Origin of the sequence: Salinarimonas sp., assembly GCF_046292825.1 — a bacterium.
Taxonomy (GTDB): domain Bacteria; phylum Pseudomonadota; class Alphaproteobacteria; order Rhizobiales; family Beijerinckiaceae; genus Salinarimonas.
This window is the reverse complement of record NZ_JBKBQG010000008.1, coordinates 53,222-79,661: the sequence shown is the minus strand read 5'-3', so window position 1 is coordinate 79,661 and position 26,440 is coordinate 53,222. Positions and strand designations below refer to the sequence as shown.

At 68.3% G+C, this 26,440-nt stretch carries 18 protein-coding genes; 14 read left to right on the top strand and 4 right to left on the bottom strand.

The window, feature by feature from the left end; translation table 11 throughout:
- The first annotated feature begins 16 nt into the window (after positions 1–16).
- The 12 genes from ACK4UM_RS06470 (at position 17) to ACK4UM_RS06415 (ending at position 19,150) form a co-directional block, all read left to right on the top strand.
- The gene (locus tag ACK4UM_RS06470; RefSeq protein ID WP_409797017.1) at positions 17–1,483 is read left to right on the top strand and encodes a hypothetical protein; all 1,467 of its coding nucleotides are present in this window, start codon (positions 17–19) and stop codon (positions 1,481–1,483) included.
- Positions 1,447–3,972, top strand: a complete 2,526-nt coding sequence (locus ACK4UM_RS06465) for an Eco57I restriction-modification methylase domain-containing protein (RefSeq protein WP_409797071.1) — start codon at positions 1,447–1,449, stop codon at positions 3,970–3,972. The genes ACK4UM_RS06470 and ACK4UM_RS06465 overlap by 37 nt, the downstream gene beginning before the upstream one ends.
- A gap of 16 nt (positions 3,973–3,988) precedes the next feature.
- Positions 3,989–4,939 carry a hypothetical protein gene (locus ACK4UM_RS06460; protein ID WP_409797015.1) on the top strand — a complete coding sequence of 317 codons (951 nt, stop codon included), beginning with the start codon at positions 3,989–3,991 and terminating at the stop codon, positions 4,937–4,939.
- Between the two features lies 1 nt (position 4,940).
- A complete protein-coding gene (locus ACK4UM_RS06455; RefSeq protein WP_409797013.1) occupies positions 4,941–5,159 on the top strand; it encodes a hypothetical protein in 219 nt (72 codons plus the stop codon).
- Between the two features lie 94 nt (positions 5,160–5,253).
- Positions 5,254–5,736: a hypothetical protein gene (locus tag ACK4UM_RS06450; protein ID WP_409797011.1), complete on the top strand. Its 483-nt coding sequence runs from the start codon at positions 5,254–5,256 to the stop codon at positions 5,734–5,736.
- A 100-nt stretch (positions 5,737–5,836) separates the two neighbouring features.
- Positions 5,837–6,973 (top strand): ImmA/IrrE family metallo-endopeptidase, encoded by a 1,137-nt coding sequence (locus tag ACK4UM_RS06445; protein ID WP_409797009.1) that lies wholly within the window; start codon positions 5,837–5,839, stop codon positions 6,971–6,973.
- Complete coding sequence (locus ACK4UM_RS06440) at positions 6,966–7,724, top strand: HNH endonuclease (RefSeq protein ID WP_409797007.1); 759 nt, start codon at positions 6,966–6,968, stop codon at positions 7,722–7,724. Before ACK4UM_RS06445 ends, ACK4UM_RS06440 begins: the two co-directional genes overlap by 8 nt.
- A gap of 152 nt (positions 7,725–7,876) precedes the next feature.
- Complete coding sequence (locus ACK4UM_RS06435) at positions 7,877–8,260, top strand: hypothetical protein (protein ID WP_409797005.1); 384 nt, start codon at positions 7,877–7,879, stop codon at positions 8,258–8,260.
- 133 nt (positions 8,261–8,393) lie between these two features.
- Complete coding sequence (locus ACK4UM_RS06430) at positions 8,394–9,368, top strand: nuclease-related domain-containing protein (protein ID WP_409797003.1); 975 nt, start codon at positions 8,394–8,396, stop codon at positions 9,366–9,368.
- A 17-nt stretch (positions 9,369–9,385) separates the two neighbouring features.
- Entirely contained in the window at positions 9,386–12,376 is a 2,991-nt protein-coding gene (locus ACK4UM_RS06425) for a serine/threonine protein kinase (protein ID WP_409797001.1), read from the top strand.
- Between the two features lie 13 nt (positions 12,377–12,389).
- On the top strand, positions 12,390–14,228 hold the full coding sequence (locus ACK4UM_RS06420; protein WP_409796999.1) for a hypothetical protein: 1,839 nt from the start codon (positions 12,390–12,392) through the stop codon (positions 14,226–14,228).
- On the top strand, positions 14,225–19,150 hold the full coding sequence (locus ACK4UM_RS06415) for an ATP-binding protein (protein WP_409796997.1): 4,926 nt from the start codon (positions 14,225–14,227) through the stop codon (positions 19,148–19,150). Before ACK4UM_RS06420 ends, ACK4UM_RS06415 begins: the two co-directional genes overlap by 4 nt.
- Before the next feature lie 241 nt (positions 19,151–19,391).
- On the opposite strand, the gene ACK4UM_RS06410 is transcribed toward ACK4UM_RS06415, so the two are convergent.
- Positions 19,392–20,849, bottom strand: a complete 1,458-nt coding sequence (locus ACK4UM_RS06410) for an ADP-ribosylglycohydrolase family protein (protein ID WP_409796995.1) — start codon at positions 20,847–20,849, stop codon at positions 19,392–19,394.
- Between the two features lie 90 nt (positions 20,850–20,939).
- Here ACK4UM_RS06410 and ACK4UM_RS06405 point away from each other — a divergent pair, with 90 nt between their 5' ends.
- Positions 20,940–21,608, top strand: a complete 669-nt coding sequence (locus ACK4UM_RS06405) for a recombinase family protein (protein WP_409796993.1) — start codon at positions 20,940–20,942, stop codon at positions 21,606–21,608.
- Positions 21,609–21,801: 193 nt separating this feature from the next.
- On the opposite strand, the gene ACK4UM_RS06400 is transcribed toward ACK4UM_RS06405, so the two are convergent.
- The 3 genes from ACK4UM_RS06400 to ACK4UM_RS06390 all read right to left on the bottom strand — a co-directional run bounded on the left by ACK4UM_RS06400 (position 21,802) and on the right by ACK4UM_RS06390 (position 24,737).
- Positions 21,802–22,389 (bottom strand): hypothetical protein, encoded by a 588-nt coding sequence (locus tag ACK4UM_RS06400; protein ID WP_409796991.1) that lies wholly within the window; start codon positions 22,387–22,389, stop codon positions 21,802–21,804.
- Entirely contained in the window at positions 22,386–23,579 is a 1,194-nt protein-coding gene (locus tag ACK4UM_RS06395; RefSeq protein WP_409796989.1) for a gamma-glutamylcyclotransferase, read from the bottom strand. Before ACK4UM_RS06395 ends, ACK4UM_RS06400 begins: the two co-directional genes overlap by 4 nt.
- A 153-nt stretch (positions 23,580–23,732) precedes the next feature.
- On the bottom strand, positions 23,733–24,737 hold the full coding sequence (locus tag ACK4UM_RS06390; protein WP_409796987.1) for a hypothetical protein: 1,005 nt from the start codon (positions 24,735–24,737) through the stop codon (positions 23,733–23,735).
- A 568-nt stretch (positions 24,738–25,305) separates the two neighbouring features.
- On the opposite strand from ACK4UM_RS06390, the gene ACK4UM_RS06385 reads away from it, so the two are divergent.
- A complete protein-coding gene (locus ACK4UM_RS06385) occupies positions 25,306–26,331 on the top strand; it encodes an SIS domain-containing protein (protein ID WP_409796985.1) in 1,026 nt (341 codons plus the stop codon).
- Positions 26,332–26,440 lie beyond the last annotated feature (109 nt).

Sequence of the window (26,440 nt, the reverse complement as noted above, 5' to 3'; positions counted from 1 at the left end):
CACAGGCGCAAGATCCATGGCCCGCCAGACCCGCACCCGCCGCGCCTCCACGATCGCCTTCGACGCGATCGCGATCGAAGGCGGCCTGATCGCGCCCGACATGCTCTCGCGCATCGCGACCCTCGACGCGTCCGATCAATCCGCCCCGGATTACGAGACCCCCGAGGGGCTGACGCTGCGCGACGAGATCGGCCGCTATTTCCGCATCGGCGAGGCGCTCTGGCAGCGCTTCGACCGCGTGCGGGAGCGCGATGCAGGCGGGCTCGCGACGCGGGACTTCTGCACGCAGCTCCTCGCGAAGGTCTTCGGCTTCACGACGCTCGCCCCCACCGAGCCGCTGCGCGCCGGCGAGCGCGCCTATCCCGTCGGGCAGGCGGCGCTCGGCGGGCGCGTTCCGATCGTCATCGCGCCCGTCGCCCGCACGGAGGACGGCGATCCGAAGGCCGGCCTCGACCGCGCGCATCCCGCCTTCGCCGACGGGACGCGCCGGCGCTCGGCGACGCTGCTCCTGCAGGAGACGCTCAACGCCACCGACACGACGCTGTGGGGCCTCGTCCTCGACGGACGGCGCCTGCGGCTGATGCGCGACAACGCCTCGATGACCCGCCCGGCCCATATCGAGGCGGACCTCGATCGCATCTTCGGCAACGGCCTCTTCGCCGAATTTTCGGCGCTCTGGCTCCTCATCCACCAGAGCCGTTTCGGCGCCCCCGGCGCCCCGCCCTCCGACTGCGCCCTCGAGCGCTGGCGCGAGGCGGGCAAGCAGGAGGGCGTCCAGGCACGCGAGCGCCTGCGCGAGGGCGTCGAAGAGGCTCTGACGATCCTCGGCGCGGGCTTCCTGGAGCACCGCGACAACGGCGACCTGCGCCGCGCGCTGGAGGAGGGGCGGCTCTCGGCGGACGGGTACTTCCAGGAGCTCCTGCGCCTCGTCTACCGGCTGATCTTCCTGTTCACAGCCGAGGACCGCGACGTCCTGCACGCGCCCGACGCCCTGCCGCGGTCGCGCTCTACCGACAGGGCTACTCGGTCTCGCGCCTGCGCACGAAGTCGGTGCGCTCGCTCGCCCGCGACAAGAACCACGATCTGTTCGAGGGCGCCCGCATCGTTCTGCGCGCGCTGGAGCGCGGCGAGAAGCGGCTCGGCCTGCCGGCGCTCGGCGGCCTGTTCCTGCGCGAGCGCACGCCCACTCTCGACGCCGCCCGGCTCGAGAATCGCGCGCTGCTCGCCGCCATCGACAAGCTCGCCTGGCTGCGCGACGACGGCGCGCGCGTGCGCGTCAACTGGCGCGACATGGAGACGGAGGAGCTGGGCTCGGTCTACGAGAGCCTGCTCGAACTCGTGCCGCGCGTCTCGCTCGAAGACAAACGCTTCTTCTTCGCCGAGGCCGGCGAGAGCAAGGGCAACGCGCGCAAGACGACGGGCTCCTACTACACGCCCGACAGCCTCGTGCAGCTCCTCCTCGATTCGGCGCTCGATCCGGTGATCGAGGACACCGTCGCCGCCAATCCGGACCGCCCGGTCGAGGCGCTGCTCGATCTCGACGTCTGCGACCCCGCCTGCGGCTCGGGCCATTTCCTGCTGGCCGCCGCGCGGCGCATCGCGACGAAGATCGCCCAGCTGCGCGCGCCGGGCTCGCCCTCGGCGGAGGATTTCCGGCACGCGCTGCGCGAGGTGGCGCGCCATTGCCTCTACGGCGTCGACAAGAACCCGATGGCGGTGGAGCTGTGCAAGGTCGCGCTCTGGATCGAGACGGTGGAGCCCGGCAAGCCGCTCTCCTTCCTCGACGGCCGCATCCGCTGCGGCGACAGCCTGGTGGGCGTTTTCGACTATTCCATGCTGGCGAAGGGCATCCCGGACGAGGCCTACAAGGCGTTGACGGGGGACGACAAGGCGGTGGCGAGCGAGCTGAAGAAGCTCAACAAGAAGCAGCGCGACGGCGTGCGCGACCAGTATCGCCTCGGCTTCGCCGGCGCGCCGACCGACATCGCCGAGGCCTTCGCCCGGATCGACGCGATGCCGGAGGACACGCTCGACGAGGTCGCCGCCAAGGCGCGCGCCGACGCGCAGGCGCGCGCGGGCGACGGCTGGTGGCGGGCGAAGAGCGCCTGCGCGCTCTATGTCTCGGCGTACTTCATGCCGAAGGTGCGCGAGCCGGGCCGGGTCGGCCGGCTCATGATCCCCACGACGGACGACGTCTGGCGCGCGGCGGCGGGCGAGGTCCCGCACAACCAGCTCGTCGCCCGCGCCATCGACCTCTCCGACGAGATCCGCGCCTTCCACTGGCCGCTCGAGTTCGCCGACGTGATGCGGAAGGGCGGGTTCGACGTGATGGTGGGGAACCCGCCGTGGGAGCGCCTGAAGCTCCAGGAGCAGGAATTCTTCGCCGCCCGCGCGCCGGCCATCGCGGAGGCGCCCAACAAGGCCGCGCGCGAAAAGCTGATCAAGGCGCTCGCCGCCGCGCCGGACGGCTCGGCGGAGAGGCGGCTGCACGAGGATTTCGAGTTCGCCAAACGCGCGGCGGAAGCGGGCAGCCTGTTCGCACGCGAGAGCGGACGGTTTCCGCTGACGGGCACCGGGGACGTGAACACCTATGCTTTGTTCGCCGAGCTGTTCGCGGATGCGAGCCGGCAGCGGGCGGGGGTGATCGTGCCGACGGGTATCGCGCTCGACGACAGCACTAAGCGGTTCATGCAAATGATTGTCGCGAAGAGTCGCCTATCTTCGCTCTTCAGCTTTTTCGAAGTCCGCAAGTGGTTTCCTGAGACTGACGACCGAAAGTCATTCTGTTTACTTAGTCTTTCACGAAACGTCCATACGCCGATCTTCGCGTTCGAGCTGAAAAGCGTCGCTGATGCGAAAAATTCGGAGCGCTGTTTCTCGCTCTCGGCAGCTGACATTGCCAGCCTCAACCCCAACACGCACACCGCTGCCGTTTTCCGCTCCAAGGCGGACGCGGAGCTGACGAAGATGATCTATGCGCGCGTGCCGGTACTGATCGACGAGGCGAAGGGGGCGGCGGGAAACCCGTGGGGGATCGAATTCTCTGCCATGTTCCACATGGCCAACGACAGCCACCTCTTCCGGACCGCCGCGCAGCTCCAAGCGGCGGGCGCGGTGCGCGATGGTAGCGAATGGTTGATGGAGGATGCGGCACGTGACGTTTCGGCGGGCCGGTGGGTTCCGCTCTACGAAGCGAAAATGATCCACCATTTCGACCATCGCTGGGCTACATACGACGGGGCGGACAGCCGCGACGCGATGCTGGAGGAAAAGGCTGCGTCGGATTTCGAGGTGGCGCCGCGTTATTGGGTCGAAGAGCTTGATGTCGACGCGCGGCTGACCGCGAAGGGTTGGCGCCGCGGCTGGCTGATGGGCTGGCGGGATATTTGCCGGTCGACAGATGAGCGGACGGTCATAGCTGCCGTGATGCCCCGCGTCGCCGTAGGGCATACAAACCCCTTGTTTTTTATTGATGCGTCCCCGCCGCTCTGGGCAGCGTTCCTCGCCAGCTGGTCGACCGTCGTCTTCGATTACATCGCACGGCTGAAAGTTGGCGGCACGCACCTCACATACGGCTACCTCAAACAACTCTCCACCCTCCCCCCCTCCGCCTACACCCCCGCCGACCTCGCCTTCATCGTCCCCCGCGTCCTGGAACTCACCTACACCTCCCATTCCATGGCCCCCTTCGCCCGCGACCTCGGCCACGACGGCCCGCCCTTCGTCTGGGACGAGGATCGGCGCGCCTGGCTGCGGGCGGAGCTCGACGCCTATTGCGCCCGCCTCTACGGGCTGACCCGCGAGGAGCTCCTCTACATCCTCGATCCCCGCTTCGTGAAAGGCGACGACTACCCCTCCGAGACCTTCCGCGTCCTGCGCACCAACGAGGAGCGCAAATTCGGCGAATACCGCACCGCGCGCCTCGTGATGCAGGCCTGGGACGAGCAGGCGCGGGGGGCGCGGGTGGCGTGAGGAACGGAGTGCACCGATGACGTCGCCGGCGATAAAGAGACTGCGCAGGCAACTGGCCGGAAGCCAGGACCGCCTTCTCGACGAAGCGCGTCGCCTGCAGGGTCGAGCGACGTGGATCATCACTGCCGGCGGCGCCATGGCGGCGATCGGCGGCGGCCTGATCAGCTTCGACGAGGCCCTGCGCACGTGGGGGCTCTGGTTGCTTCTCACCGGCGTCTTGTTGATCGGCGTCGGCACGTGGTTGTCCAACACCATTTCACCGCTTTCCGCCGCGACGCTCCAGCAGGCGCACTCCGTCATCGATCGCGCGGACGCGGCGGAGCGAACGGTGTCCGAGCTTCGCGGCGACTTCGGCTGGATCGCGACGATGCACGCCGTCGGACAGTCCATGCGGGAAGTCGTCGAAGCGGCGACGCAGGACGCAGGCGATCGAAACACGCGGGATCAACGCTATCTCGCGATGCTCGGCTCGTTGGTGGACTACAAGCTGACCCTGTTCGGCATCGGCGACGAAGAATGGAACTTCGCCATCTATCTGTTCGACGAAGATGCCGGGAATCTGGTCTGCCGAGCCTGCAGACGCTGGTCGCCGGTGGAGGAGGCGAAGCCCCATCGCATTTGGAAGCCAGGCGAAGGACATGTCGGCTTCACGTTTTCGAAGGGCGTCGAAGTCGTGTCGGACGACACGATGCGAGCTGATGTCGCACCGCTCTTCGCGGCGCCGGAGCACGCGAAGAAAGACGACGACCACGTACGATACCGGTCGGTGGCATCGCTCCCGCTCAAGCTGGACGGCCGCGCGTTCGGCATTCTCGTCGCAACCAGCGACGTGCCTCGGCGTTTCTTCCAGAAGACGGCCGCATCCGATGCCGCCTTCGATCCCGTCGAGCCGCTGCGATCGGCCGCTGGTCTTGTTGCGCTGCTCGCACACATACAGCATGATGCGAATCATCGGAGCGGAGGCTGACATGGCGAAGGATGCGTCTCGCGAGCGGGACATCGGCGTCGCGGAGCCGGCTCGCGTTCAGAACGAGATCGGGCAGATCATGTCGCGTGTCGCGGCCGGGAATCCGCGCCAATCGGACCTGAGCGAGCTTCGGGTGCTCGTCGACCGCAGGGTCGAGCTGCTCACGCCTCGAATCTTCCGCGGCGGGAAGGCGTCTTCGCCGAAGACGCGCAGTCGCTGACCCCGTTGGCCGTTACGGTCATGATACAATCGGATCGACCAGTGTGAGCGCGGGTCCCTACTCGAGGGAGGCGGTCGCTCGCACGATCGCTCGCTTGCCCGAAACGGGCAGCGGCGAAATCCGCACCCTTCGCGAGCGCGCGCTCGCCAAGAACCTCCCCGATCTCGTCGCCGCCTGCGATGCCGAGTTGGCGCGACGGCCGATCGATGTCGATGGCCCGCAGGCCGCTCGCCATGCCGAATGGGCGCGCGCCGCAGCCGGCCTCGATCTGCGCCGCACGACCGCGATGGCCTTCAGCGCCTGCAAGCCGAGCGCACAGGAATCCATCATCCTCCCCTTCATCGCCGCCAATCCCGACGCCACCTTCCAAGCGCTCGGCAAGGTCTACGGCAAGGGCGACCTCGGGCTCGCGATCGGCCATCTCGTCTACGACCGCTACGGCTTCTTCCAGCACCTGTTCGAGGAGGGGAAGGACCAATCGAGCGTCCTGATCCAGAAGCGCCCCTCCCCCGAGGGCATCCGGTACACGCTGCGGCCCGAGGCCGAGGCGGCGTTGCGGGAATTGGGGGTGGTGTGAGCGGGAGCGAGCAGTTCCGAAAACGTGCGGACCTTGATCTCGAAAGCTCGACAGTTGCATCATCGCCCTCCATTCTCGACGTCGAGATGAAGGACGCCCGATGCCGCGGACGAGCCCGCCCGACGACCTCTTCGATCGCCACGTCGCAGCTGGTGTCGCGCTGTGGGCCGACGCCATCGCGGCCGCGGCCGTCGGCGACCCGACGGGCGGCATTCCGGCAATGCTCGTCGACGAGTGGGAGTGCGACGAAGACGTCGCCGCCTATGTCGGCGAGCGTCTCCCGGAGGTTCGACTGAAGCTCTGCTTCCGCGCCATCGAACCGTTCCCCGATCCGAGGGCCTGCCATCCGGCGGAGCTCGTCGAACTCATGAGCGCGCGCTACGATCTGATCCGATCTCGCGCCGACGGGCCCGAGCGCGCGCTCATCGATCAGCTCATCGCGGCAACGAGGCTCTACGATACGAGGGAGACGGTGGGCGAACTGGTCGACTTCCTGATCAGGCTGCGCGCCTTCGCCCCCTTCAACGCCATGCTCCTCCACATCCAGAAGCCGGGGCTGACGCACGCGGCGACCGCCGGAGACTGGTGGCGGCGCTTCAGGCGCGTCCCGAAGCGGGGCGCGCGGCCTCTGCTCGTCTTGCGGACGATGGGGCCGGTCGACTTCGTGTTCGACATTCTCGACACCGAAGGCGACGCCGTACCAGACGACGCTTTCGCATTCCCCACCCTCGGCACCATGACGGAAACGCGATTCGAGATCATCGTGCGGACGGTCGCCGGCGACGGCATCGACTTGGTGCCCGTCGACGCGGGAGACGCGCATGCGGGCTGGATCGGGGTTGCTGCGCATTCGACATCGCGAAAGGGGAAGCACCGCTACGAGATCGGGTACAACAAGAACCATACGCCTGCGACGCGTTTCGTGACGATCGCCCACGAGCTCGCCCACCTGTATCTCGGCCATCTCGGAGCGGACCCTGGCCGACGCATACCCGACCGACGGCACACGCCGCACGATCTACGCGAAGTCGAGGCCGAGACCGTCGCTTACATCGTCGCGAAGCGAAATGGCCTGACGCCCCGAAGCGAGAGCTATCTGGCGTCATACACCGGCGCACTGGGCGATTTCGACCTTCATGCGGTCACGCGAGCCGCAAACGCGGTGGAGACGCTCATGGGTCTTTCCGCGCAGGCCCTTTGGAACGAGAAGGGCCGTCGGGGAGGTTTGGATGTCTGACCGGCTCTCCGCCGCCGCCCGTTCCGAGATCGAGCAGGCCGCCTCGCGCAACGGCTTTCCGTCCGAGGCGGTGGTGGAAGGAGAGTGGCTGCGCCTGCGCAGCCCCTGGACCCGCCACGAGATCCTCGCCGGCCACGACGGCTCACGCTTCCTCGTCGCCATGCGTTCGCCCACGATCGCCCGCGAACTCGAGGGCGAGGGCCTCGTCGCCGTCGAGCCCGATGCGGGGAACGCCTCTGCATGCTTCGCCGCCGCGGACGCGACGCGCCTCCACGCCCTCCTCCAGAGGATCTATCAACTCGCCCGCTCCCTCCCGCCGGAGCCGCTCGTCGCCTTCGAGGCCCGCACGCGCGACCTCCCGCGTGCCACGGAGGCCGAGCGCCTCGTCGTCCAGCGCATCGGCCAGGACGTCTTTCGCGAGAGCTTGATGGAGTATTGGGGCGGACGCTGCCCCCTGACCGGAATAACCGACCCGGAGCTCCTGCGCGCGTCGCACATCGTGCCATGGGCGGAATGCGAAAGCGATGCGGAGCGGCTCGACGTTCACAACGGGCTCCTACTCTCCGCCCTCTGGGACGCGGCCTTCGATCGTGCCCTGATCTCGTTCGACGACGACGGCGGCGTTCTCGCGAGCCACAAGCTGTCTGCCACAGCGCGTGCAGCGCTCGAAATCGATTTCGCGCCAACGCTCCGTCTCGCGGATGGGCATCGTGGGCGTCTCGCGCGGCACAGAGCCCGTCTCAACGGATGATGGAACGCCCGAGCCGGGAGTAAAGCTCTGTGGCGGTTGCCGCCTGATCACGAGGCACGGAAGAAGGAGCTGGAAGGTTGCCTCGCGTATCAGAATCGATGCACCATGTGATGCGAAAGATCCTGCAGCCAGTCCGGAGTGGGGGCCGGATAATGAACGATCTCGAGGAATGGGAAAGGCGTGCTCTCAGCGGCGACTTCTCAGCCCTGCCAGACCCGCTGCGATGGGATCAAACGGCTAGGCTCGCGCACTTCATCGACGGTTACGAAGAAGTCGGTGGATTCGAACAACTTGTCGAGCTTGCCGACGGGCGATCCGAAGAAGCACGAAAGACGGGTTCGTGGCACGGGACCGCGGACGAGCTCTGGGTTTGCCTTTTCGCAGAGCATCGTCGCTGGCGCTTCTACGGATACGAGCCGGAAGGCGAAGCGCTCGCGCATCTCCAAGGGCTGTGTTCCGCCCTGCGAACGGCCTTGCAGTCGCTCGAGGCGAAGGCGGGTCTCGCGCTCAAGTCCAAGTTCCGCACTCGAAAATAGTCGAAGATAGCTCTCCGAACATCTCGGAATCCCCCCCCCGGGGCACGCTTCGGAATCTGGTGAAAAGTCGCTCTTGGGTAGCACTCCGGAAAGGACTTCGTGACTAGATCTTACTTCCGAAGGGATGAAGAGAATGTATGTTTCGAGGATTCCGTGCGGGCCGTTCGCCAACCAAAGCGAGGAGCGAGCCGCAAAAGCCGTCGACCTCGCTCTTCGAGCCGTCGAAGGAAACGCATCGGCCGCCGTTCTCACGAACGTTCAGGTATTCTCGGGGACGGGGCAGCCCGACGAAGTCGACCAGATATTGATCGGCCCCGGGGGCGCCGTCGTCGTCGAGGTCAAGCATTGGGCGCGCGCGAAGCTCAAGGACGCTGCGGCGGTCGATGCGGCCTGCGAACTCCTCGTCGCCAAGTGCAAGCGCATAGCGGGCAAACTCAGGAAGGTCCGGCCGGATATCGGCTTCGTCGCGCCGGCTTTGCTGCTGACCGTCGACACCCAGTCGCTCGCGCGCAACGGCGCTCTGGAACGGCGGAACGGCGTGATCGTGTACGGGCTCGCCGACGCCGCGCGGCTCGTCTCGGAGGTCGCACGCGGTTCGCTGCCTGCGACGGCCGTCGAGCAACTCGCGCGGCTTCTCGCACCGCGGCAGGCGGTGCTCGCCTCGGACGTTCCAACGCGTTTCGGGCGCTTCGACCGCCTCGCGCTCCTGAGCGAAGAGGGGGACCGTTTCGTCCGCATATTCGATGCGCGCGACTTCGAGAATGGCGATCGTGTATTCTTGCACGTGTACGACCTTTCGGCCGCCCCGAGCGCGCTTCGCGATGTCGAAACATTCGCCAAGCGCGAATACGATGCCGTCCAGCGCCTCCAGAAATCGCCTTACCTGCCGAGCTTGGTCGACAGCTGGCAGCCGCTCCCGAACTACCACGGCGAGATCTTCTTCTTCACGCTCACGCACAGTGCGGCGCCTTCGCTCGAGGAGATCCGATCAGATCCGAACTGGAGCGAAGGCGACCGTTCGGCTTTTGCCGCGCGGGCGCTCCGCGCGTTGGCCGAGCTGCACCGCGGCGGGGCGACCTGCCGGGCCAGGTCGTCCACCGCTCGCTGAGCCCGGAGACGGTCCGCGTGAAGGCGGATGGCTCGCCGCTCTTCGCAGGCTGGCGATGGTCCCGCCTCCCGCAGTTCCGGACCATTGCCGGGTCGGGCGCCCACGGCCCCGACGCGGCCTTCTCTGCGCCCGAAGTCGTCCGCGGGGGACTGTCCGCAGCAACGGCGCGCTCCGACCTCTACAGCCTCTGCAAAGCCCTTGCGACCGCGTTCGACCCGACCTCCGTCCTGGGTGCACAGGCGGTCGCGGCGCTCGCGCACGGGACGCACGAGGACGAGACCCTTCGCACCGAAGCCGATGTGATCGCGGGCAAGATCGAGGGCCTGCTTCGGCCACAGGCCTCTACGGAACCGGCGCTCTCGCCTGCGCCGAGCCAGGTGGGCGCCAAGCGATGGGACGAAGGTTTCGCCTTCGACTGGGACGGCGACCGCTACCAGGTCGTCTCGCTCCTCGGTCAGGGCGGCGCAGGCCGCACCTTCAAGCTCGAGCAGCTCGACCCACGCACGGGCGATCCCATCGGCACCTGCGTCGGCAAGGTCGCATTCGACCCCGACATCGGCCCGCACGCTCTGGAAGCCTACCGCAAGATCCGCTATCTCGCCGACCACCCCTGCCTCTCGGGTGTCTTCGCGACGAGCAAGACCTGGTCTGCGGATGGGCTCATGGCCCTCATGCGCTGGCGTCGCGGCGCGCCGCTCGACGCGTGGAGGGGCGAACACCTCCCCGTTCTCGCGGAACTCGTCGGGGAAACGGATGCGGAGACGCTGCTGTTGCGCTGGGCGCAAGACCTCTGCGGTGCGCTCGACGTGCTCCACATGCAGGGCTGGGTCCACAACGACGTGAGCCCCGGCAACGTCATCGTCGACGACGACGGCGCCGTCGTCCTCATCGACTACGACCTCGCGGGTCCTGCGGGAGCGGTCGCGCGCACGCCCGGGACGCTACCCTTCACCTCGCCCGAGCGTCTCGCCGGAAGACCCGCGACCTGCTCCGACGACGTCTACGCTCTCGCCTCGACCCTTCTCTATCTGGCGAGCGGGCACATTCGCTCGACCGGGTGCTCGCCAGCGGACGACGTCGACATCGACGCCGCTGCCTGGCCGCGACTGGCCGCCTTCGCCCGCCTCGCGATGCACCCCGATCCGGGACAGCGCTTCGAGAGCGGCGGAGCGGCGCTTCGTTTCCTGAGGAGCAGCGACGCGCCGAACCCGCCAGTCGCTGCCCTCGCCGAGCCCCCGCGCCTGACGCCCAACGAGGTGCCACGCGTCCGGCACATCTTGCAGGCCTACCCGGGCAGCCGTTTCGGCAACGTCGAGACCCGCGGCCTCGATACCGATTTCGCCGAGCAGACCTATGTCGAAACGTCGCTCGACGGGGCGCTGCTGTCGGCGATCCAGGCGGGTGAGGTGTCGCTGGTGATCCTGTGCGGAAACGCCGGGGACGGCAAGACGGCGTTCCTCCAGCACCTCGCCGCGGCGCTCGGGCTTCCCGCATTTCCATCGAGCGATCGCACCTGGTCGGGGCGCCTGGGCGATGCCCAGGTCCTCGTGAACCTCGATGGCGCGGCGTCCTGGAAGGGGCGAAGCGCGGACGAACTCCTCGACGACGTTTTTGGACCTTTCCTCGACGGCATGCCCCGCGAGCGTCGCATCCACCTCGTCGCCGTCAACGACGGACGACTGATGGAATGGATCGAGAAGCGCGACGAGACCCCGCTTTCCCGCGCGCTCGCGGAGGCGCTCGGCCAGGGTGGCGCGGGCCTCCCCTCGCATGTGCGCTTGATCGAGCTGAACCTGCGCTCGCTGGTCGGCGGCTTCTCGCAGGACGGTGCGCTCAGGTCCGAATTCGTCGACAGCCTCATCGACCGCCTCGTCGGCGGCCAGGAGGCGCAGCGAATCTGGGCCGCATGCGAGACGTGCACCGCCCGCGCCCGCTGCTCCATGCGGCGCTCGGCGCGGATGATGGGTGCGTCCGCCGATCCCGAGGAGCGCGCCGCCGGAGCGCTCATGCGCGCGCGTGTCACCGCGGCGCTTCAAGCGGTGCACCAGCGCAACGAGGTCCACATCACCGCGCGCGAGCTCAAGGCCGCGCTCAGCTACATCTTTTTCGGCCTCCACGACTGCCGCGACCTCCACGAGAATGCCGACATCGCGCCTCACGAGCCTGCACGCTACGCCTTCGATCCGACGTCGGAGCGTCGGCAAGGAGAGCTCCTTCGAGAGCTGGCGCGCCTCGACCCCGGCCTGGAAGCGCATGTGCGGATCGACCGATATCTGGGCGCGCTCGGCCCGCCCGACCCTGACCACGGCGCTCCGCGCTTCCCTGCGCTGAGCCGGGTCGAGGCCCGACGGAAGGCCTATCTCGCGTGGACGGACGAACAGATCGAGCGTGTCGGCGGCGAGCCGCACGCGCTCACTCTCAAGGACGGCCGCCACCTCGCAAGCTTCCGAGATTTCCCCGTCCTGTCTGAGCAGGCGCGCGAGAAGGTGCGTGACGGCCTGTGCCGCGGCCTGTCGCGGCTCGAGCGGCTTCCCGAGATCGCCTACAGGACGGCGGGTTCGATCCCGATACGCATCTCGCCGAAGACGCCCACCGAGACCGCCTTCTGGGTCGACAAGCCGCTCGAGCACTTCGCCCTGGTGGCCGAGACCTTCGAGGCTTGCTACGGCGTACAGACGCTGCACCGCCATCTCGAGCTGTCCTACACGGCGCGAGGCGGACGCACCGAGCGGCTCGTCGTCACCCTCGACCTCTTCGCGCTCCTCATGGATCTGGCCGACGGCATGCAGATCCTCGACGCCTTCTCGGACGACGTCTTCGCCAACTTGAACGTCTTCACGCAGCGATTGGCGCAGGAGGACGAACGCCGGCTCCGGGCCTGGAATCCCTCTCAAGAGCACGCGGTGTTCACGATCGCGATAGACCGCGACGACGGCGTGCAGCGAATCGTCCTGGAGGACGGAGCCTCCACCCGGCCGCCCGCCGCGGCAACCGCAGCGCGCGCCTAGGAGATCGCCTGAAATGGCCAGCGAAGCCCGCAAGATCGTCGAGGACGTGCTCACGAGCCACGTGACGCGTCTGGTTTGGACGAGCGCCTACGCACCTGTTTTTCCGTTCACGCCGCAGGGGTACTCGGTCGGCGCGGTCCTTCCGATCCTCCTGTACCTCTTCCGCTGGGGTCATCGCCGCGGCAAAGGACGAGTACAGAAGGCATTCGGCGACAGCGGCAAGCCGACGATCGCGACGGTGGCGGCTCGGCTGGCGAAGGAGCCGACGGTCGCGGGTTTCGACAGCCGCGTCGGCCAGACCATCCTCGGAGACCTCCTCCTCTGCTCCACCTTGGAGAACAAGCGGCATGCCGAGGGACACGACGAGCAGGTCCAGCGCTGTTTCCCCAACCACTACATGGCATCGTGGCTCGACCTTCCCTACGACACGTCGGCGGTGCGCAACGTTCCCGACAGCATCGTCGCCCTGATCGCCAAGCAGGAAGGGGGCGAGAGGATCGAGCCGCAGAAGGTGCGCGGCCGCTATCCGGTGGGCGCAAGGGTCGAGGACAACGCCTTCCTGCGGGCCTTCGCTCCGGGGATCGTCGCCATCGGTGAGCAGCAAAGCAACGTTCGCTCGGATCGGTTCGACGAGGATGTCGACGTCGGCCTCGATCAGCTCCTGACCGTTCGGCTCGCGCAGATCTGCGGCGAGCCGCCGGCGAAGGCGTCGGGAAAGGGCGAGCCGGGGCCGATCTCGAACCAGCGATCAATCGCGCAGGCGGCGTCCGCCGCCTTCCGTGAAGACCTGCTGACGTTCTTCGATGCCTACGGCTCCGCCGGCACGGTACCGCGCGCGGCCCTGCTGTCGATGATCGAAAGCGCGATCGCGCTCGGTATGACGACGATCGGCCTGGCGACGGTCGCCATCGTCAACAAATGGGCCGAGACCGGCGAAATCGCGCCGACGGAGGCGCAGCAACCCTACCCGCTCTTCGTGGATTGCTCGGGATCGACCGATTCGCAGCTCCGCGGCTATTCGGAACAATCGAGCCTGATCATGCGCCAGGCGACCGCACGCGTACCGGCGACGCTGATGTACATGCGCCTGCTCGACTACTATCTCGAGTACGAGAGCGACGTGCCTCGAGCGCAGCAGCCCCCGCGCGGCCCGGACGGGAGCGCGCGCGTGCGACTGCTGGGCGACATCGCGTCGGGCCGTCACGAGGAGGCCCGCGACGCCGAGAAGTATTTCCGCAGCCTCGCGCGCAAGCTCGCGGATGCGGCGCGCGAGCAGGAGTCATCGGCTATTCGCGCGGACATTCTCGAGGACGAGGAGGACGGGCGAACGCACGGCCGCCGCCTGGCCGAGGTCCTCCACCTCGCCTACGCGTCCGTGGCCGGAGGCGACAAGCTCAACCAGTTCGTCAACGCGTCGTTGATGGCGGATGAGCCGAACGGCCTCGCTCGCAAGCGACGCGTGGACTTCAGGAGGGCCCCGTCGCTCGGCCAGACACGCACCGGGGAGGTATATTCCTTTCAGCTCAGCAATACGGTGCTCGACTACCTCGTGCACCGACACCTTTGGAAGTCGACGAAGCGGGGCAAGCTCGACGACCTCTCATTCCCCCGGTTCCTGTCGCTCCTCCGGGAGCGCTATGGACTTTTCGTGGACCGGTCGCCTCCCGACGTCGAGGTGCCGAGCGAACTCCTTCATCGCAACCGGGCGATCCTGGAGCGCCGTCTCCGGGACCTGGGCCTCCTTGTCGGCGTCAACGACGCCGAGACCATGAAGAAGTTGCGAGCTCGCTACGTCGCCCCGGCCCACGGCCAGGCGACCGTGGGCGACGACAAGGTGGGAGATGCAGCGTGAGCGGATCGTTGGGCGAAGAACACCTGTGCCTGGCACTCGAGGAGCTGCTCGGGCCGCCCCAGCCCGGCAGCGTCGCCTTCCTGCGGTGCCTTCCGGGAGACCAGCTCGATGCGCTGATCGACGAGCCCGGCTTCGACGTGCCCGGCTGGACGAGCTACGCCGTCGTCGACGCACCGGGGTTTCGGCGGATCACCGCCGACATGGCGGTGGAGCTGCGCGAGGACAAATCCGATCCGATCCTGCTCCTGATCGATCCCGCCCGCGCAGGCGCAGGGCTCGACGGCATCTACAGCGCCGCACGCGAACTCGGCGAGCGCGAGCTGTTCGAGGCGGCCGTCGAGCATGCGCGCGCGAGGATCGAGTCCAAGGGGCTCCTGGCCCAGGCGATCCGAAAGGCGGAGCGCATCGGGCGAAGGCCCAAGCTTCCGCTTCGCCAGGTCTTCGACTTCACGCGCGCCGCCGCCGAGGAGGGCCTCGGCGCCGCCCTCTCGCGCATCGGCCTCTGGCCGATCGCCGAAGATCGCCCCCTCGCGGAACGCGATCTCGACCTCGCCGCCTCCATGGCGGAACGCCTGATCTTCGCTCAGGACCAGCGAACCGTGGCCGATCGCGTCCGCGCGTTGCTCCTCGAAGACCCCGACGGCGCACAGACCAGGGCGCTCGAGCGGCTGCTGCACGAGGTCGGCGCACTCGCGCCCATGGCCGCGATGGCTCGTCTGGCCGAGCGTCGCGACCTCTGGCTCGGCCCAGTCCGGCCCGGATATGGGCAAGAGACGCTCCGAGCCATCGCTCTCGAAAGCTGGCGCGACACGAAAGGCGCGTTGCGCAAATGGTCGGGGCTGACGCCGTCCGAGGAGGTCGGAGGCAAGCCTCGTCTCATTCTCGATCGCGCGTCGGAGTCGAAAAGCGACCAGGCGCGCCTCGTCGTGCGCTGGAGCACGGAGCCCGTCCAGCTGGCGCGCGCCAGCGTCGATTACAAGGTCGCCGTCACGACCGGGGCCGATGTTCTCGCCGAACAGGTGGTCACCCACAGGGACAAGCAGCCCCAGCAGGCCGTCTTCGCCCTCGAGCATTTCGACGGTCTCGACGACGACGCGAAGTTCGAGGCCTACGTCACGGTCGCGCCGATCGGGGACGAGGACGCGCAGCAGCAGAGCGAGGAGTTCGTCCTCGAATTCGGAGAAGCTCAGGGCATCGCCCAGTCCAGCTCCGGCGAGATCAAGCGCACGCTCGTCGACGGCGCGGCCTGGCAATGTGCCAGCCGAGAGCAGCTCGACGCCGCCGCGACGCCCGGCGGAGCGACGGGACGTCTGAGCGCCGACAAGAAGGGCTACCTGAGCTGGCGCGGCGAGAACGGGCGCAGCGTGCGCGTGGCGCGGCCTGACCTCATCCGGCGCATGGAGGAAGACTTCGTCGCCCGAGGCGGCGCGCCGGGCCGTTGGATCCAGAAGGTGCGCTCCGACGGCGTCGCGGACGGCCCGCTCGACTTCGTCCCGATGCCCACCGGAACGTCCTCGGCGAAAAGGCTCGTCGAAGTCGGCATGCGCCTCGCAGCCGAGATCGGCCCGTTCGGACTTCTCGGCCAGCTGCGCCTCGGCAAGGGGCGCGCGGACGATTTCGCCACGGCGTGGGTCGCCGCCGTCGAGGACGACCCGCAGATCGCCCTGCACGGAACGGTGGAGGTTCAGACGCTGTCGGGTCGCACGATCGGGCTCGTCGTGACGCCGCTCCACCCTGTCAGGCTCGCGTGGCAGAGCGTCTACGATTGCGTCGCGGCGCATGCCCGGTTCGAAGAGGGAAGTCGGCAGGCCGACGTCGCCCGAGCCCTTTCCGCAATCGACGGCGCTCATTTTCCGGGCTGCCTTCCGGGCATTGGCGGGACGGCCGCATTCACGTTCGCCGACGTTCTGGGCTTCCATGCGGTTGCGATGATCGCTGACGGCGAGCCAGAGCCGAAAGCGGCAGTGGCCATGTTGGAAGCATGCCTCGGGACAGGGCATGCGGAGGCGGCGGCGACGATCGGGCAAGCCAGCGCCGGCGCTCTGGCGCGCGAGATACGCCACTACGTCGAATGCTGCTCGCAAGGTGGCCGGGAGCCGCCGCAGCTTCTCGACATCCAGGCCTGGAAGCCGGGGGACGGCGCGACCGTCGGGCGTGCTCTGGGCCTGGCGCTCCGACAAGACGGTCCGAGGCCGGAGGACGAGCAGGATCGGGGCGATGCGCATCGTCTCTGCTTCACGCTGGACCTTCATCATCCCGAATCATCTTCTGCGTCGGGGCGCTTTTTCGCGGACGTCGCGCGGCGCCGACGCTCCGGCGGCGGCGTGCTCGATCCCAACGATCGCTGGATGACGACGACGGCCGTCCGGCCAGGAGACATCGTGGTCCCGCGCCTGCGCTGGGCGCTCAAGGGCGAGGGAGCGACGCTTCGTCCGACGCATCTCGCGCTCTTGTTCGACGTCTTCGAGACGCGTCTGGAGCCGAGACCCGCGGAGGCGCTCGGCGGTACGCGCCCCCTTCACGCCTTCGGTCTCGTCAAGGTTCTCGAGCGTGACGTCGACCTGGATGGAACGCCCGAATGGCTCGTTTACGCGCCTCCGACGCTCTCCGGCGAGAGAGCGCCCGACAATCGCGCGGCTACCGACAGGCTGTTGCGCGCCGACGCCGCAGCCTCCCGCGCGACCGCGCGCGCGCTGGGCGGCGGCGAGGGTGACTGGCCGGTCCTCGTGACGCGGCTGTCCGAGGCGGCCGCGCGCCTGATCGACGAACTCCACGAGTGCAGCGACTGGGTCGTGACCATGGACCGCAACGCTTGCGTGGAATATTTCGACTCGCCCCGACGATTGCCACGGGTCGCCGGCCGGTTCGTCATCGACGCGGTGCCCGAGCGCGCCGATCTCGGCTCGATGCAACTCGTGACGTCCACCACCAACCTGGACGCTCTACGCGAACTCGTCGACGCGACCCTCGGCGACATGGGCCTCAGCAAGAGCGAGCGGAACTGCCGCTTCCTGATGACGCAGCTGAAATCGCTCAGCGGACGTCTCGCGATCCGACTCGCCAACGCCTCTGGCCGGACCGGAGAACTCGTAGCGCTCGCGCTCGTGCAGGCGCATTGCGCCAACGCCGCTGGCGCCGACGACGTCTGGATGCCGCTCGAGACCGGCTTCTTCGTTCCGATCGACGAGATCGTCGATCAGCTTCCGGAGCTTTTCCTCAAGGGAGACGAGGCCGGCGCCCGACGGGCCGATCTCCTCTACGTCCGTGCCGCCGGGCGCAGCGGGCTCGAGTTTCGCTTCGTGGAGGTCAAGCACCGTCAGCACCTCCGCTCGGCCCGATCCGCGGAGCTCGTCGCCGACATCGCCGAGCAAACGAGCGCATTGCGCTCGCGGTGGATGCGCTGGTTTTTCGAGGAGGCGACCGGTCCGGTGCAGAGCGCGGTGCGTAGGTCGCGGCTCGCGCGCATCCTTCACTTCTACTGCGATCGTGCCGCACGGCACACGCTGTCGCCGCAGGCGCACGCGCGTCTTCACGTGGAAATCGACGCCCTCCTCGCGAGCGACGTCGCCAAGCTCTGCGTGGCGGAGGGTGCCGACCGCGGCTACATCTTCTGCCCCGAGCATCGCCTCGAAGCGCCGGAGCACATCGCTCATGGCGCGGAGGACGGGTGCGACGTGATCCTGTTCGGCCCGGCGATGCTGCCCGACGAGATCGCGAACTCGGAGCGTCGTGCCGAACGGGGGATGGTCTCGCCCGAGGGCCCGGCGGCGGGAGGGGACGAGGACGGTTCGGCCGGGGACGCAGAAGAAGAGGATGCGCACGGACATCCGTCCGAGCACGATGCGGGCGGCGTGACGACGTCCGTCGACCGGGCGGCGCTGCCGGTCCATGCCGACATCGTTCTCGGCACGGCCGTGGGACGGAGCGACGACGTCGAGTGGCGTCCCTCGATCCGCGCCAATCCGCACCTGATGATCGTGGGGCTGCCCGGAATGGGCAAGACGACATGCCTCGTCCGCATCTGCCGCCAGTTCGCCGAGGCCGGTGTGGCGCCGATCGTCTTCTCCTACCACGAGGACATCGACGAGAAGCTCGAAGCGGCGCTCGGCCCCGTGCGCCACGTCGACGTCGACGGTCTCGGGTTCAACCCGTTGCGAGTCGACGGCGATGCGCCGCGTGGGCACGTGGACGTGGCGGGCACGCTGCGCGACATCTTCGGCTCCGTCTTCTCGGATCTCGGCGACGTACAACTCGAGGAGCTGCGCCAGGCGATCATGCAAAGCTACACGGAATCGGGATGGGGCGGGGCGGAAGCACACCACACCGCCCCCGCGCCGGCCTTCGAACGCTTCTATCGCATCCTGCAGACCCGCCCCAAGCCGAACCTGAACCTGCTCGCCCGGCTGCGTGAACTCCACGATTACGGCTTCTTCTCGCCCGCGGTGGACGATGTCAGACTGCTCGACGACCGAAGCCCCACCGTCATCCGTCTGCATCGGTCGACGAACGGAATGCTTCAGGGCGCCTTTGCTGCCTTCATGCTCTACAGCATCTACAAGGACATGTTCCGCCGCGGGCCGCAAGCTGGATTGACGCATGCCGTCGTCTTCGACGAAGCTCACCGCGCGAGCCGCCTGAAGCTCCTGCCCCAGCTCGCGAAGGAGTGCCGGAAGTTCGGGGTGTCGCTCGTCATCGCGTCGCAAGAGTCGAAGGACTTCGACGCCGGCCTCTTCGCGGCGATCGGCAGCTATCTCGCCCTTCGGCTCACCGACGCCGACGCGCGCTCGCTCGCCAAACTGACGGCGCCATCGGACGACGCGAAGCGCATCGCCGACCGGCTCAAGGGCCTCGAACGCTACACGGCGATGTTCTTCCGCGAGGGGGCCAGCCGACCGAGCACGGTGGCGCTCGCGGGAGATTGAGGCGGCATAAGTGTGAATCGGCGCGGGCGTAGAACCCCTTCTCGACGACGAGAGCAGTCGCTGAGCGAGGGATCGCCGCATGGGTCGCGATGCCGATCGGCACGGTACCCCGGCGCCGATCCACAACCAGGCGCGCATCAACGACCTGCCGCAGTCTCGCCTTGGCGAACTGCCGCCGTGGAACTGAAAAGCCCTTCGAGCCGAGGCCGCAGCGGCGTAACCCGCGGCGCTCTCCGGATACTTACGTCGCCGGCGCTCCAAGGCTTTCCCCATAAAGGGCCGCGGCGGCCTCCTCGATGCGCCCGCGCCAGGCGAGCCGATCGAGCCACGCGGTGGGAATGCCGCAGGCGCCGTAAAGCGCGCCGGCGAGCTGGCCGGCGATGGCGGCGGTTGTGTCGGAATCCTCGCCGAGATTGGCCGCGAGCAGCACCGCGGCGCGAAAGTCCGTGGTGCGGGCCACCGCCCAGAGCGCCGCCTGCAGCGAGTGGACCACGTAGCCCGATCCGCGCACGCTCTCGCGCGGCAAACCGAGGAAGCCGCCCTGGACGCGCTGGGCCGCGGGCGTCTTCAGCACCGTCTGCGCCGGCTCCCCGGCGATGGCGCGGGCGATCAGCTCGGCGTAGATCTCGGACGCCGCGATCGTGTCGGGCGAGCCGTGGGTGGTGCGGGTCTGCGAAGCGGCCACGCGGACGAGCCGGGCAGGGTCGCGCCAGTGCCGGATGGCGACGGGCGAAAGCCGCATCAGCGCGCCGTTGCCGGAATGCTCCGGGCGCGTCGACCCGGCGATCGGGTCGCCGGTGCGCTCGAACGCGCCGAGCGCCCGGCTCGTGGCGATGCCGATGTCGAAGCAATGGCCCGTGCAGGAATACGTCCCGTCGCGCCACCAGGAGACGAAGCGCGTCATCAGGTCGGCGGGGTCGAGGTCGGGATCGGCGAGGAGGCTGTCGGCGAGCGCGAGCGCCATGGCCGTGTCGTCCGTCCATTGGCCGGGCTCGAGGCCGAAGGGGCCACCGCCGACCATGTCGGACAGGATCGCGACGTCGGGCCGGGGCGAGAACTCGATCGCCGCGCCCACCGCATCGCCGACCGCGAGCCCGATGAGCGCGCCGATCGCCCGGTCGCGCCGGCGCTCCTCGTCGTCGCGCGTCTCGCCACGGGACGGCGCGACGGGCCGCGCGACCCAATGCTCCTGGGCCCTGGTCTCGATGGCCCCCGGCCGCGCCGCGCGGACGGTGCCGATCGCCGCGTCGGCCGCGACGCCCCCCTCGACCAGGAGCCGCGCGGCCACCGACCCCGCGCGACCGAGCCCGCCCTTGCAATGGACGAGAACGCGCCCGCCGCAATCGAGGAGGCGCCGCAGGCGCGCGGACAGATCGGGCCAGGCCGCCTCGAAGGCCGCGTCCGGCACGTCGCCGTCGACGATCGGATGGTGATGCCATTCCATGAAGCGCCGGCGCACCTCCTCCCCCAGGGTCGGGATGGCGAGCGCCTCGAGCTCGAAGGGTTCGACCAGCGTCACCACTGCGGCGGCGTTCCAGGCGGCGATCGCGTCGAGATCGGCCGCGAGATCGCGGGCGTGCGCGCCGGAGAGCGCGTGGGTCTGCGTCTTGCCGGGGGCGAAGGTGACGCCGATGATGCCGTCGCTTTCGGGCCAGGCGATCTCGGCGATGCGGAGCGGGTCGTGTCGGTCTTGCGTCATTTCCATACCTCCATCTGACACGCTCCGGTTTATCGTTCTATCGAGCATGGCGGCAGACGCTACCGGATTTTTCCGGATTCGGAGGGGGCGATGCGGGACGTGGACGGTCGGGACACGAGGGGACGGGACGCGGCGGTCGGCTTCTACTGGACGCGGCCGGTGAACTGGGCGGGGTTCACGCGCCTGCCGCGCGACGTGGAGGAGGCGGGGCAGGCGAGCCGCACCATCCGGTATCAGATGGAGCGCGTCCGCGCGTGGGCGCGGGACAATGCCGTCGCGCTCGTCGAGGAGGTACCTTTCCTCGACTTGCGCACCGATCGCGTCACCGACGCTTGCGGCGAGGCCCTGGCGAAAGCGCGGGCGCGCTGCGCCGAGCGGGCGCCGCTGCTCCTCTGCGTCCGGTTCGATTACGGCTCCAGCCCGTGGCGCAGCCACCCGAAGCTGCGGGAGATCGCAGGCGAACTCGGTTTCTTATTGGTCGAGCTGGAGCCGATCGCGGTCGACGTCGATGGGATGCGTTTCGATCCGATACGCCATTTCGAGGAATGGCGCGATCTGGACGAGGTTACGCGGGCCGGGTTCCGCGCGAATGCCGAGGCGAAGCTGATCGAAGCTGCGGAGCGGATCGTGCAGACACGCGGGCGCTACGCGGCGATCGCGGATCTCCTCAACGCCGAGGGTGTGCCGACGAAGACCGGGAAGGCTTGGACGGAGGAGACCGTACGCAAGATGCTCCGGCAGACGATGTGGTCGACTTGAGCCGGTTGCGCGGTCTCTCACCACTATGCGGTCGAGGGAGGGCTAACCGCTGCGTCTCTCCGATGCCGCTCCCGCTGGATCGAGGCTCGAGTCCGAGGCAAGCGACTCCGTGCGAGGTCCCATCCCGAGCGGCGTGGGCGCCCATTTAGCGACGGCCAAGTGCGCAACCTTCCGCGCCAGCAGGGTCTACCGGTCACCTCAGGTGGATGCGTGCGCTCCCGACACGATATGCGCCGTGTCGCACCTCGAGCAGGCGGCCTTCGCGGTCGTGCAACACGCAGCGCGCCAGGCTGTAGTTCACCGCGAACCCGGTGACGGCGCCGAAGGCGATGACCGTCTCCGGCATGCGCTCTCGCGCCTGGGCGACGAAGGTGTCGGGCCGATGCCGGTCGACGAAGTCGACGCGCAGCAGGCGATCGACGCCGATCGCTGCGGCGACGAAGATCGGCCGGGGCACGTTACGCACCGTGAGCCAGACCGCATGGGGAACGAAGCGCGCCCGCCACGAGGCCTCGGCGCGCGCCTCGCTTACCGCCGCCTCGGCTGCCGCCTGTGCCGACGCCGTGGCGATCGCGTCGGTCAATGCGGCCTCCTCCATCTCGAGCGCGGCCGAAATCTCGGCCGCGCTCGCGCGAGCGACCGCCGCATTGCCCGCACACAGCTCCTCGACGCGTCGAAAGCCCTTTGCGCGGTTCGCGTAGCCGAGTCGCGCCACCAGGTCCGCACGAACGAGGCCGAGCGCGTCCATGCGGGCGCGGACAAGTGAACCGATCGGGCTCATGCGGCGTCTCCAATCGCCTCCGGGTCATCATCGTCGTGCTTATTGAAGCTGTCCTGCGAACCCGGCTCGTCAGGCGACCCCGCGGCCAGAACCGCCCGAGCCTCCTTCAGCGCCTCCGGGCCGAAACGGATCCCCCAATCGTTCGAAGCGCGGGCGAGCACGCGCTCGCTGACCTCCCCGGCGATCACCGCGTCGACGAGCTCCGGGAGCGAGCGGACCGGCGCCGGCTCTAGGTCGAAGGAGTGCGTCGCCTCGGTCGCGACCCGCTGCGCGAAGTCCGCGACGCCGCGGGCATGTCCCAGGATCACCGCCGCGATCGCCTCGCGCCGGCGCCCGCGAGAATGGCGCCAATCGCCCTCCTCGATCGTCGGCATGGACGGGTCCCTCACCGTGTAAACCCAAGCCTGGCGAAGACGATTGTCGCCGACGTGGACCATCACCAGCGTGCGGTCGAACAGGTTGTCCGGATCACCGAAGCCGGAGAAGCCCTCGATCGCATCCAAGGCACGCAGCACCGGCCCGATCTCGCGAAAGCGAACGAACTCGCCTCGAATGCGGCGATTCTCGTCGAGCACGAGCCCCGGATAGGCGCCATGGTCGCACAGGCGACCGGAGACGTCGGCGAGAAGCACGCACTCGGCGCCGCGGTCGGCCCAGGCATGGGCGCGCATCTCGCCGCGCATCAGCGTCCCGTAGACGAAGACGTTCGCGATCGTCCCCGTCGGCCGATCCTCGGCCGCACGCGCGAGGTCGCTCACGGACAGACCGAAGGCTCGACGACCCTGCAAGCAGATGTCGAGATAATGCTTGTTCGGCGCATGGAAGGCGCCGCGCTTGGCCGGCACGACTCGATAGGTTTGGGCTTCGATCGCCTCGCCGTCCTCGTCGATCACGTGCACCGTTTCGCGCTCGTAGTAGTTCGGGTGACCCTCCTTGGCGTCGAGCGCCGCCCAGCCGTCCTCCGTCACGAGGAACAGCATGCCGTCGACCGCCGCGCCGATCTTGCGCGCGATATTCACCGCGCCACCCTGACGACCGGAGGAGTAATAGTCGAACACCAGCGTGTTGTCCGGCAGATGCACGCGCTTGACGGGAACCATGCAAGCAGCGTCGAAACCGGAGCGAGCGCAGAACGCCTGCCAGTCTGCGGCGTTCAAGTTCGAACCATAGGCGAAGTAGAACTGCGTCATCGGTGCCTCCCTGGTGATCGAACAGCAGATTATCGGCTCGACCGGGCCGCCGTGTCGGCGCTCTGTCAGCGCCCGGTCCCGTCCGCCCTACGACCGTTCGTATCAGAGGCTCGGACCTCGTGCGTCAGCAGGGTGTCAGCCGCGGCGACGCCATCAGCGTGGCGGAAGAACCTCGGATCCCGGACGCGTACGCCAGACGCCCTCGTCGACGAGACCGATGACGGCCAGATCCGGGTGGATCCGATAGAGCGACCGAACACGATCGTGGCGGATGGTGTCCAGCGCGTCGAGAGCGGCATGCTTTTCCGCGAGCGCTTGCTTCAGCGCGCGCCGAAGAGAGCCCAGGCCCTCCCTCATTCTGCTTTCGTCCATTCCGGCATCGTTGCTCGTCACCCCTTGGCAGAAATCTCCGAGCCAGCGCGAGGCCTCCGTCCGCGGCAGCGGACGCTCGACGGGATGGACGAGATGCACCTCGTCGTCTTCGAGCCACGTGAAGGCGATGTCGACATGCCCTGACTCGATGCGTGCTCGCAATTCTCCTTCGGCGAGATGCCGGCTCATGCGCACGCTTGTATCGATGTCCCCGGTTCCCACCAGAAGAAAGCCGGTCGAAAGCAGGTTGGCGGCGGGCAGGGCTCCTCGCCCCTCCAACGGCGCGTAGTCCTGCGCCGTCAGCAGGGCGAGGAGCTCCACCAGGTTGAGGAGCTGGCTCTGGACGAGGTAAGGTCGCTGTACGGTAGACGAAGCGAGGAGCCTTTCGAAGGCTGCGGCTGTTCGATCGGCACTGCATCGTGGGTCGGACGGACTCAGCTTGGCCAGCCGCTCCGTCATGACGATCTGAAGTCCATATTGAAGGGGATCCAGCACGCGCTTGGCGTCGTGCACCTCGTCCAGGAGTGCGAGCACTTCACGGATCTGCTCCACGGTGCGTGCGCTACGCGCCTGGAGATACGCGAGGCGAAATGCTGCATGCTGAGGCCAGGGCCACGGCAGCGCGGGCTCATGCCGGGCGAGATCGCGCGCCTTTTCCAGCGCTTCCCGGGCAGCGCTCGAGGAATCGCGCATCACCTTCGCGGAAACGCCGAAATCTATCGCCTTCTGCACCTGCGCACGCCGCTTCTCGTCCACCCCTATTTCGAGGCCCGCTCGTCCGCTCATCGCCGCTCTCACCAAGGTTGGAGTGATGCCGAGCTTGACAATACGGTTGTTCTCAGAGGCTGCAATCCCCGACCATGTACATGCCGATCTCGACCCCTCGCTGGGCGGGCTTCCGCGTGCACGACCATCGGGCTCTGCAGCGCCGGGACGCGCGTGCGGAACTCGTCGTTGGTGGTCCCCTGGTCCAGGCGGGGAGGCGTCAGGGGGAGAACATCTGTCGACATCTCGAGCCATTCCTGTGACTTCATCGACACGAGCTTTATGGAGAACAAAGTCGGTTGCACGCCCCGCAACCAAACCCGAAAAACCCCGCGATCGGCCCCCCGACGCGGGGTTTTTTCGTTGGTGCGGGCGCTCGCCTCGAGCCTCGAGGGGCTCATGGCCCGAGCCGGCGACGAGCGTCTCCCCTCGACGCAAAGCGGTCATGGGGCGAATGTCGCAAACGCGCGCCCGGGCCTGTGGTAGAAGCGGGCGTTTCGCATTCCGCCCTGCGCCCCGAGGCGGATCGCGCATCGCCACGAAAGGCTCGGGCTCGACGTCGCTCGGCCGACGACAGGGAGACATCGGCATGGCCACGTCGCACATGCGCCGCGAGATCGAGGAAATTCCGCAGGCCGTCTCCCGGCTCCTGGCGCAGGCGAGCCCGGCCGTCGCGGAAGCGGCCGACGCCTTCCGGACGCTCGACCCCATCCTGATCGCCACCGTGGCACGCGGGTCCTCGGACCACGCCGCGCATTTCCTGAAGATCGCCTTCGAGCTCGCGCTCGGTCTGCCGGGCGCCTCGCTCGGCCCGTCCCTCGCCTCCGTCTACGGCGTGGTGCCGCGGCTCGAGCGCGCGGCCGTCATCGCCGTCTCCCAATCCGGCCAGAGCCCCGACATCGTCGCGTTGACCCGCGCAGCCGGGCGAGGCGGGGGCTGCTCCATCGCGCTCGTCAACACGGTGCCGTCGCCGCTGGCCGAGGCGAGCGACCACACGATCGACATCGCGGCCGGGCCCGAGGAGAGCGTCGCGGCGACGAAGTCCTTCGTCTGTTCGGTCGTCGCGGGTCTCGCCCTCCTCGCCGAACTCGAGCCGGAGGGACGGCTGAAGACCGCGCTCGCGGCGTTCCCGAAGCGGCTCGAGACCGCGCTCGGCTGCGATTGGTCGCCCCTGGCCGAGGCCTGCTCGCAGGTCCGCTCGCTCTACGTGCTCGGCCGTGGACCGTCGCTCGCGATCGCCGGCGAGGTCGCGCTGAAGTTCAAGGAGACGTGCGGCATTCACGCCGAGGCCTATTCGGCCGCGGAAGTGATGCATGGACCGGTCGAGCTCGTGACGCCGGGGTTCCTCGTCGTCGCGCTCGCCGCTCGCGACCGCTCCGAGGCATCCGTCGCCCACGTCCTCGACGAGCTCGTCTCGAAGGGCGCGAGGGTCCATGCCACGACGGATCTCTGCCGCTCCGCAGGCCAGCTTCCGGTGCCCGATGCCGGCCACCCGCTGCTCGACGCGCTGATTCAGGTGATCCCCGCCTACCTCTTCCTGGAGGCGCTGTCGCGGCGGCTCGGACGCAATCCGGACAGCCCCGAGCGTCTGCGCAAGGTCACGCAGACGATCTGACGGAGCGCCGCTCGCGCGTGCCGCCCGCGTCCTCGGCAGGTCTCGAAAAAAGCCCGGCCCGCGAGGCGCGAGCCGGGGGAGTTGCCTTCCTTTGGAGGTCCGTCCGAGG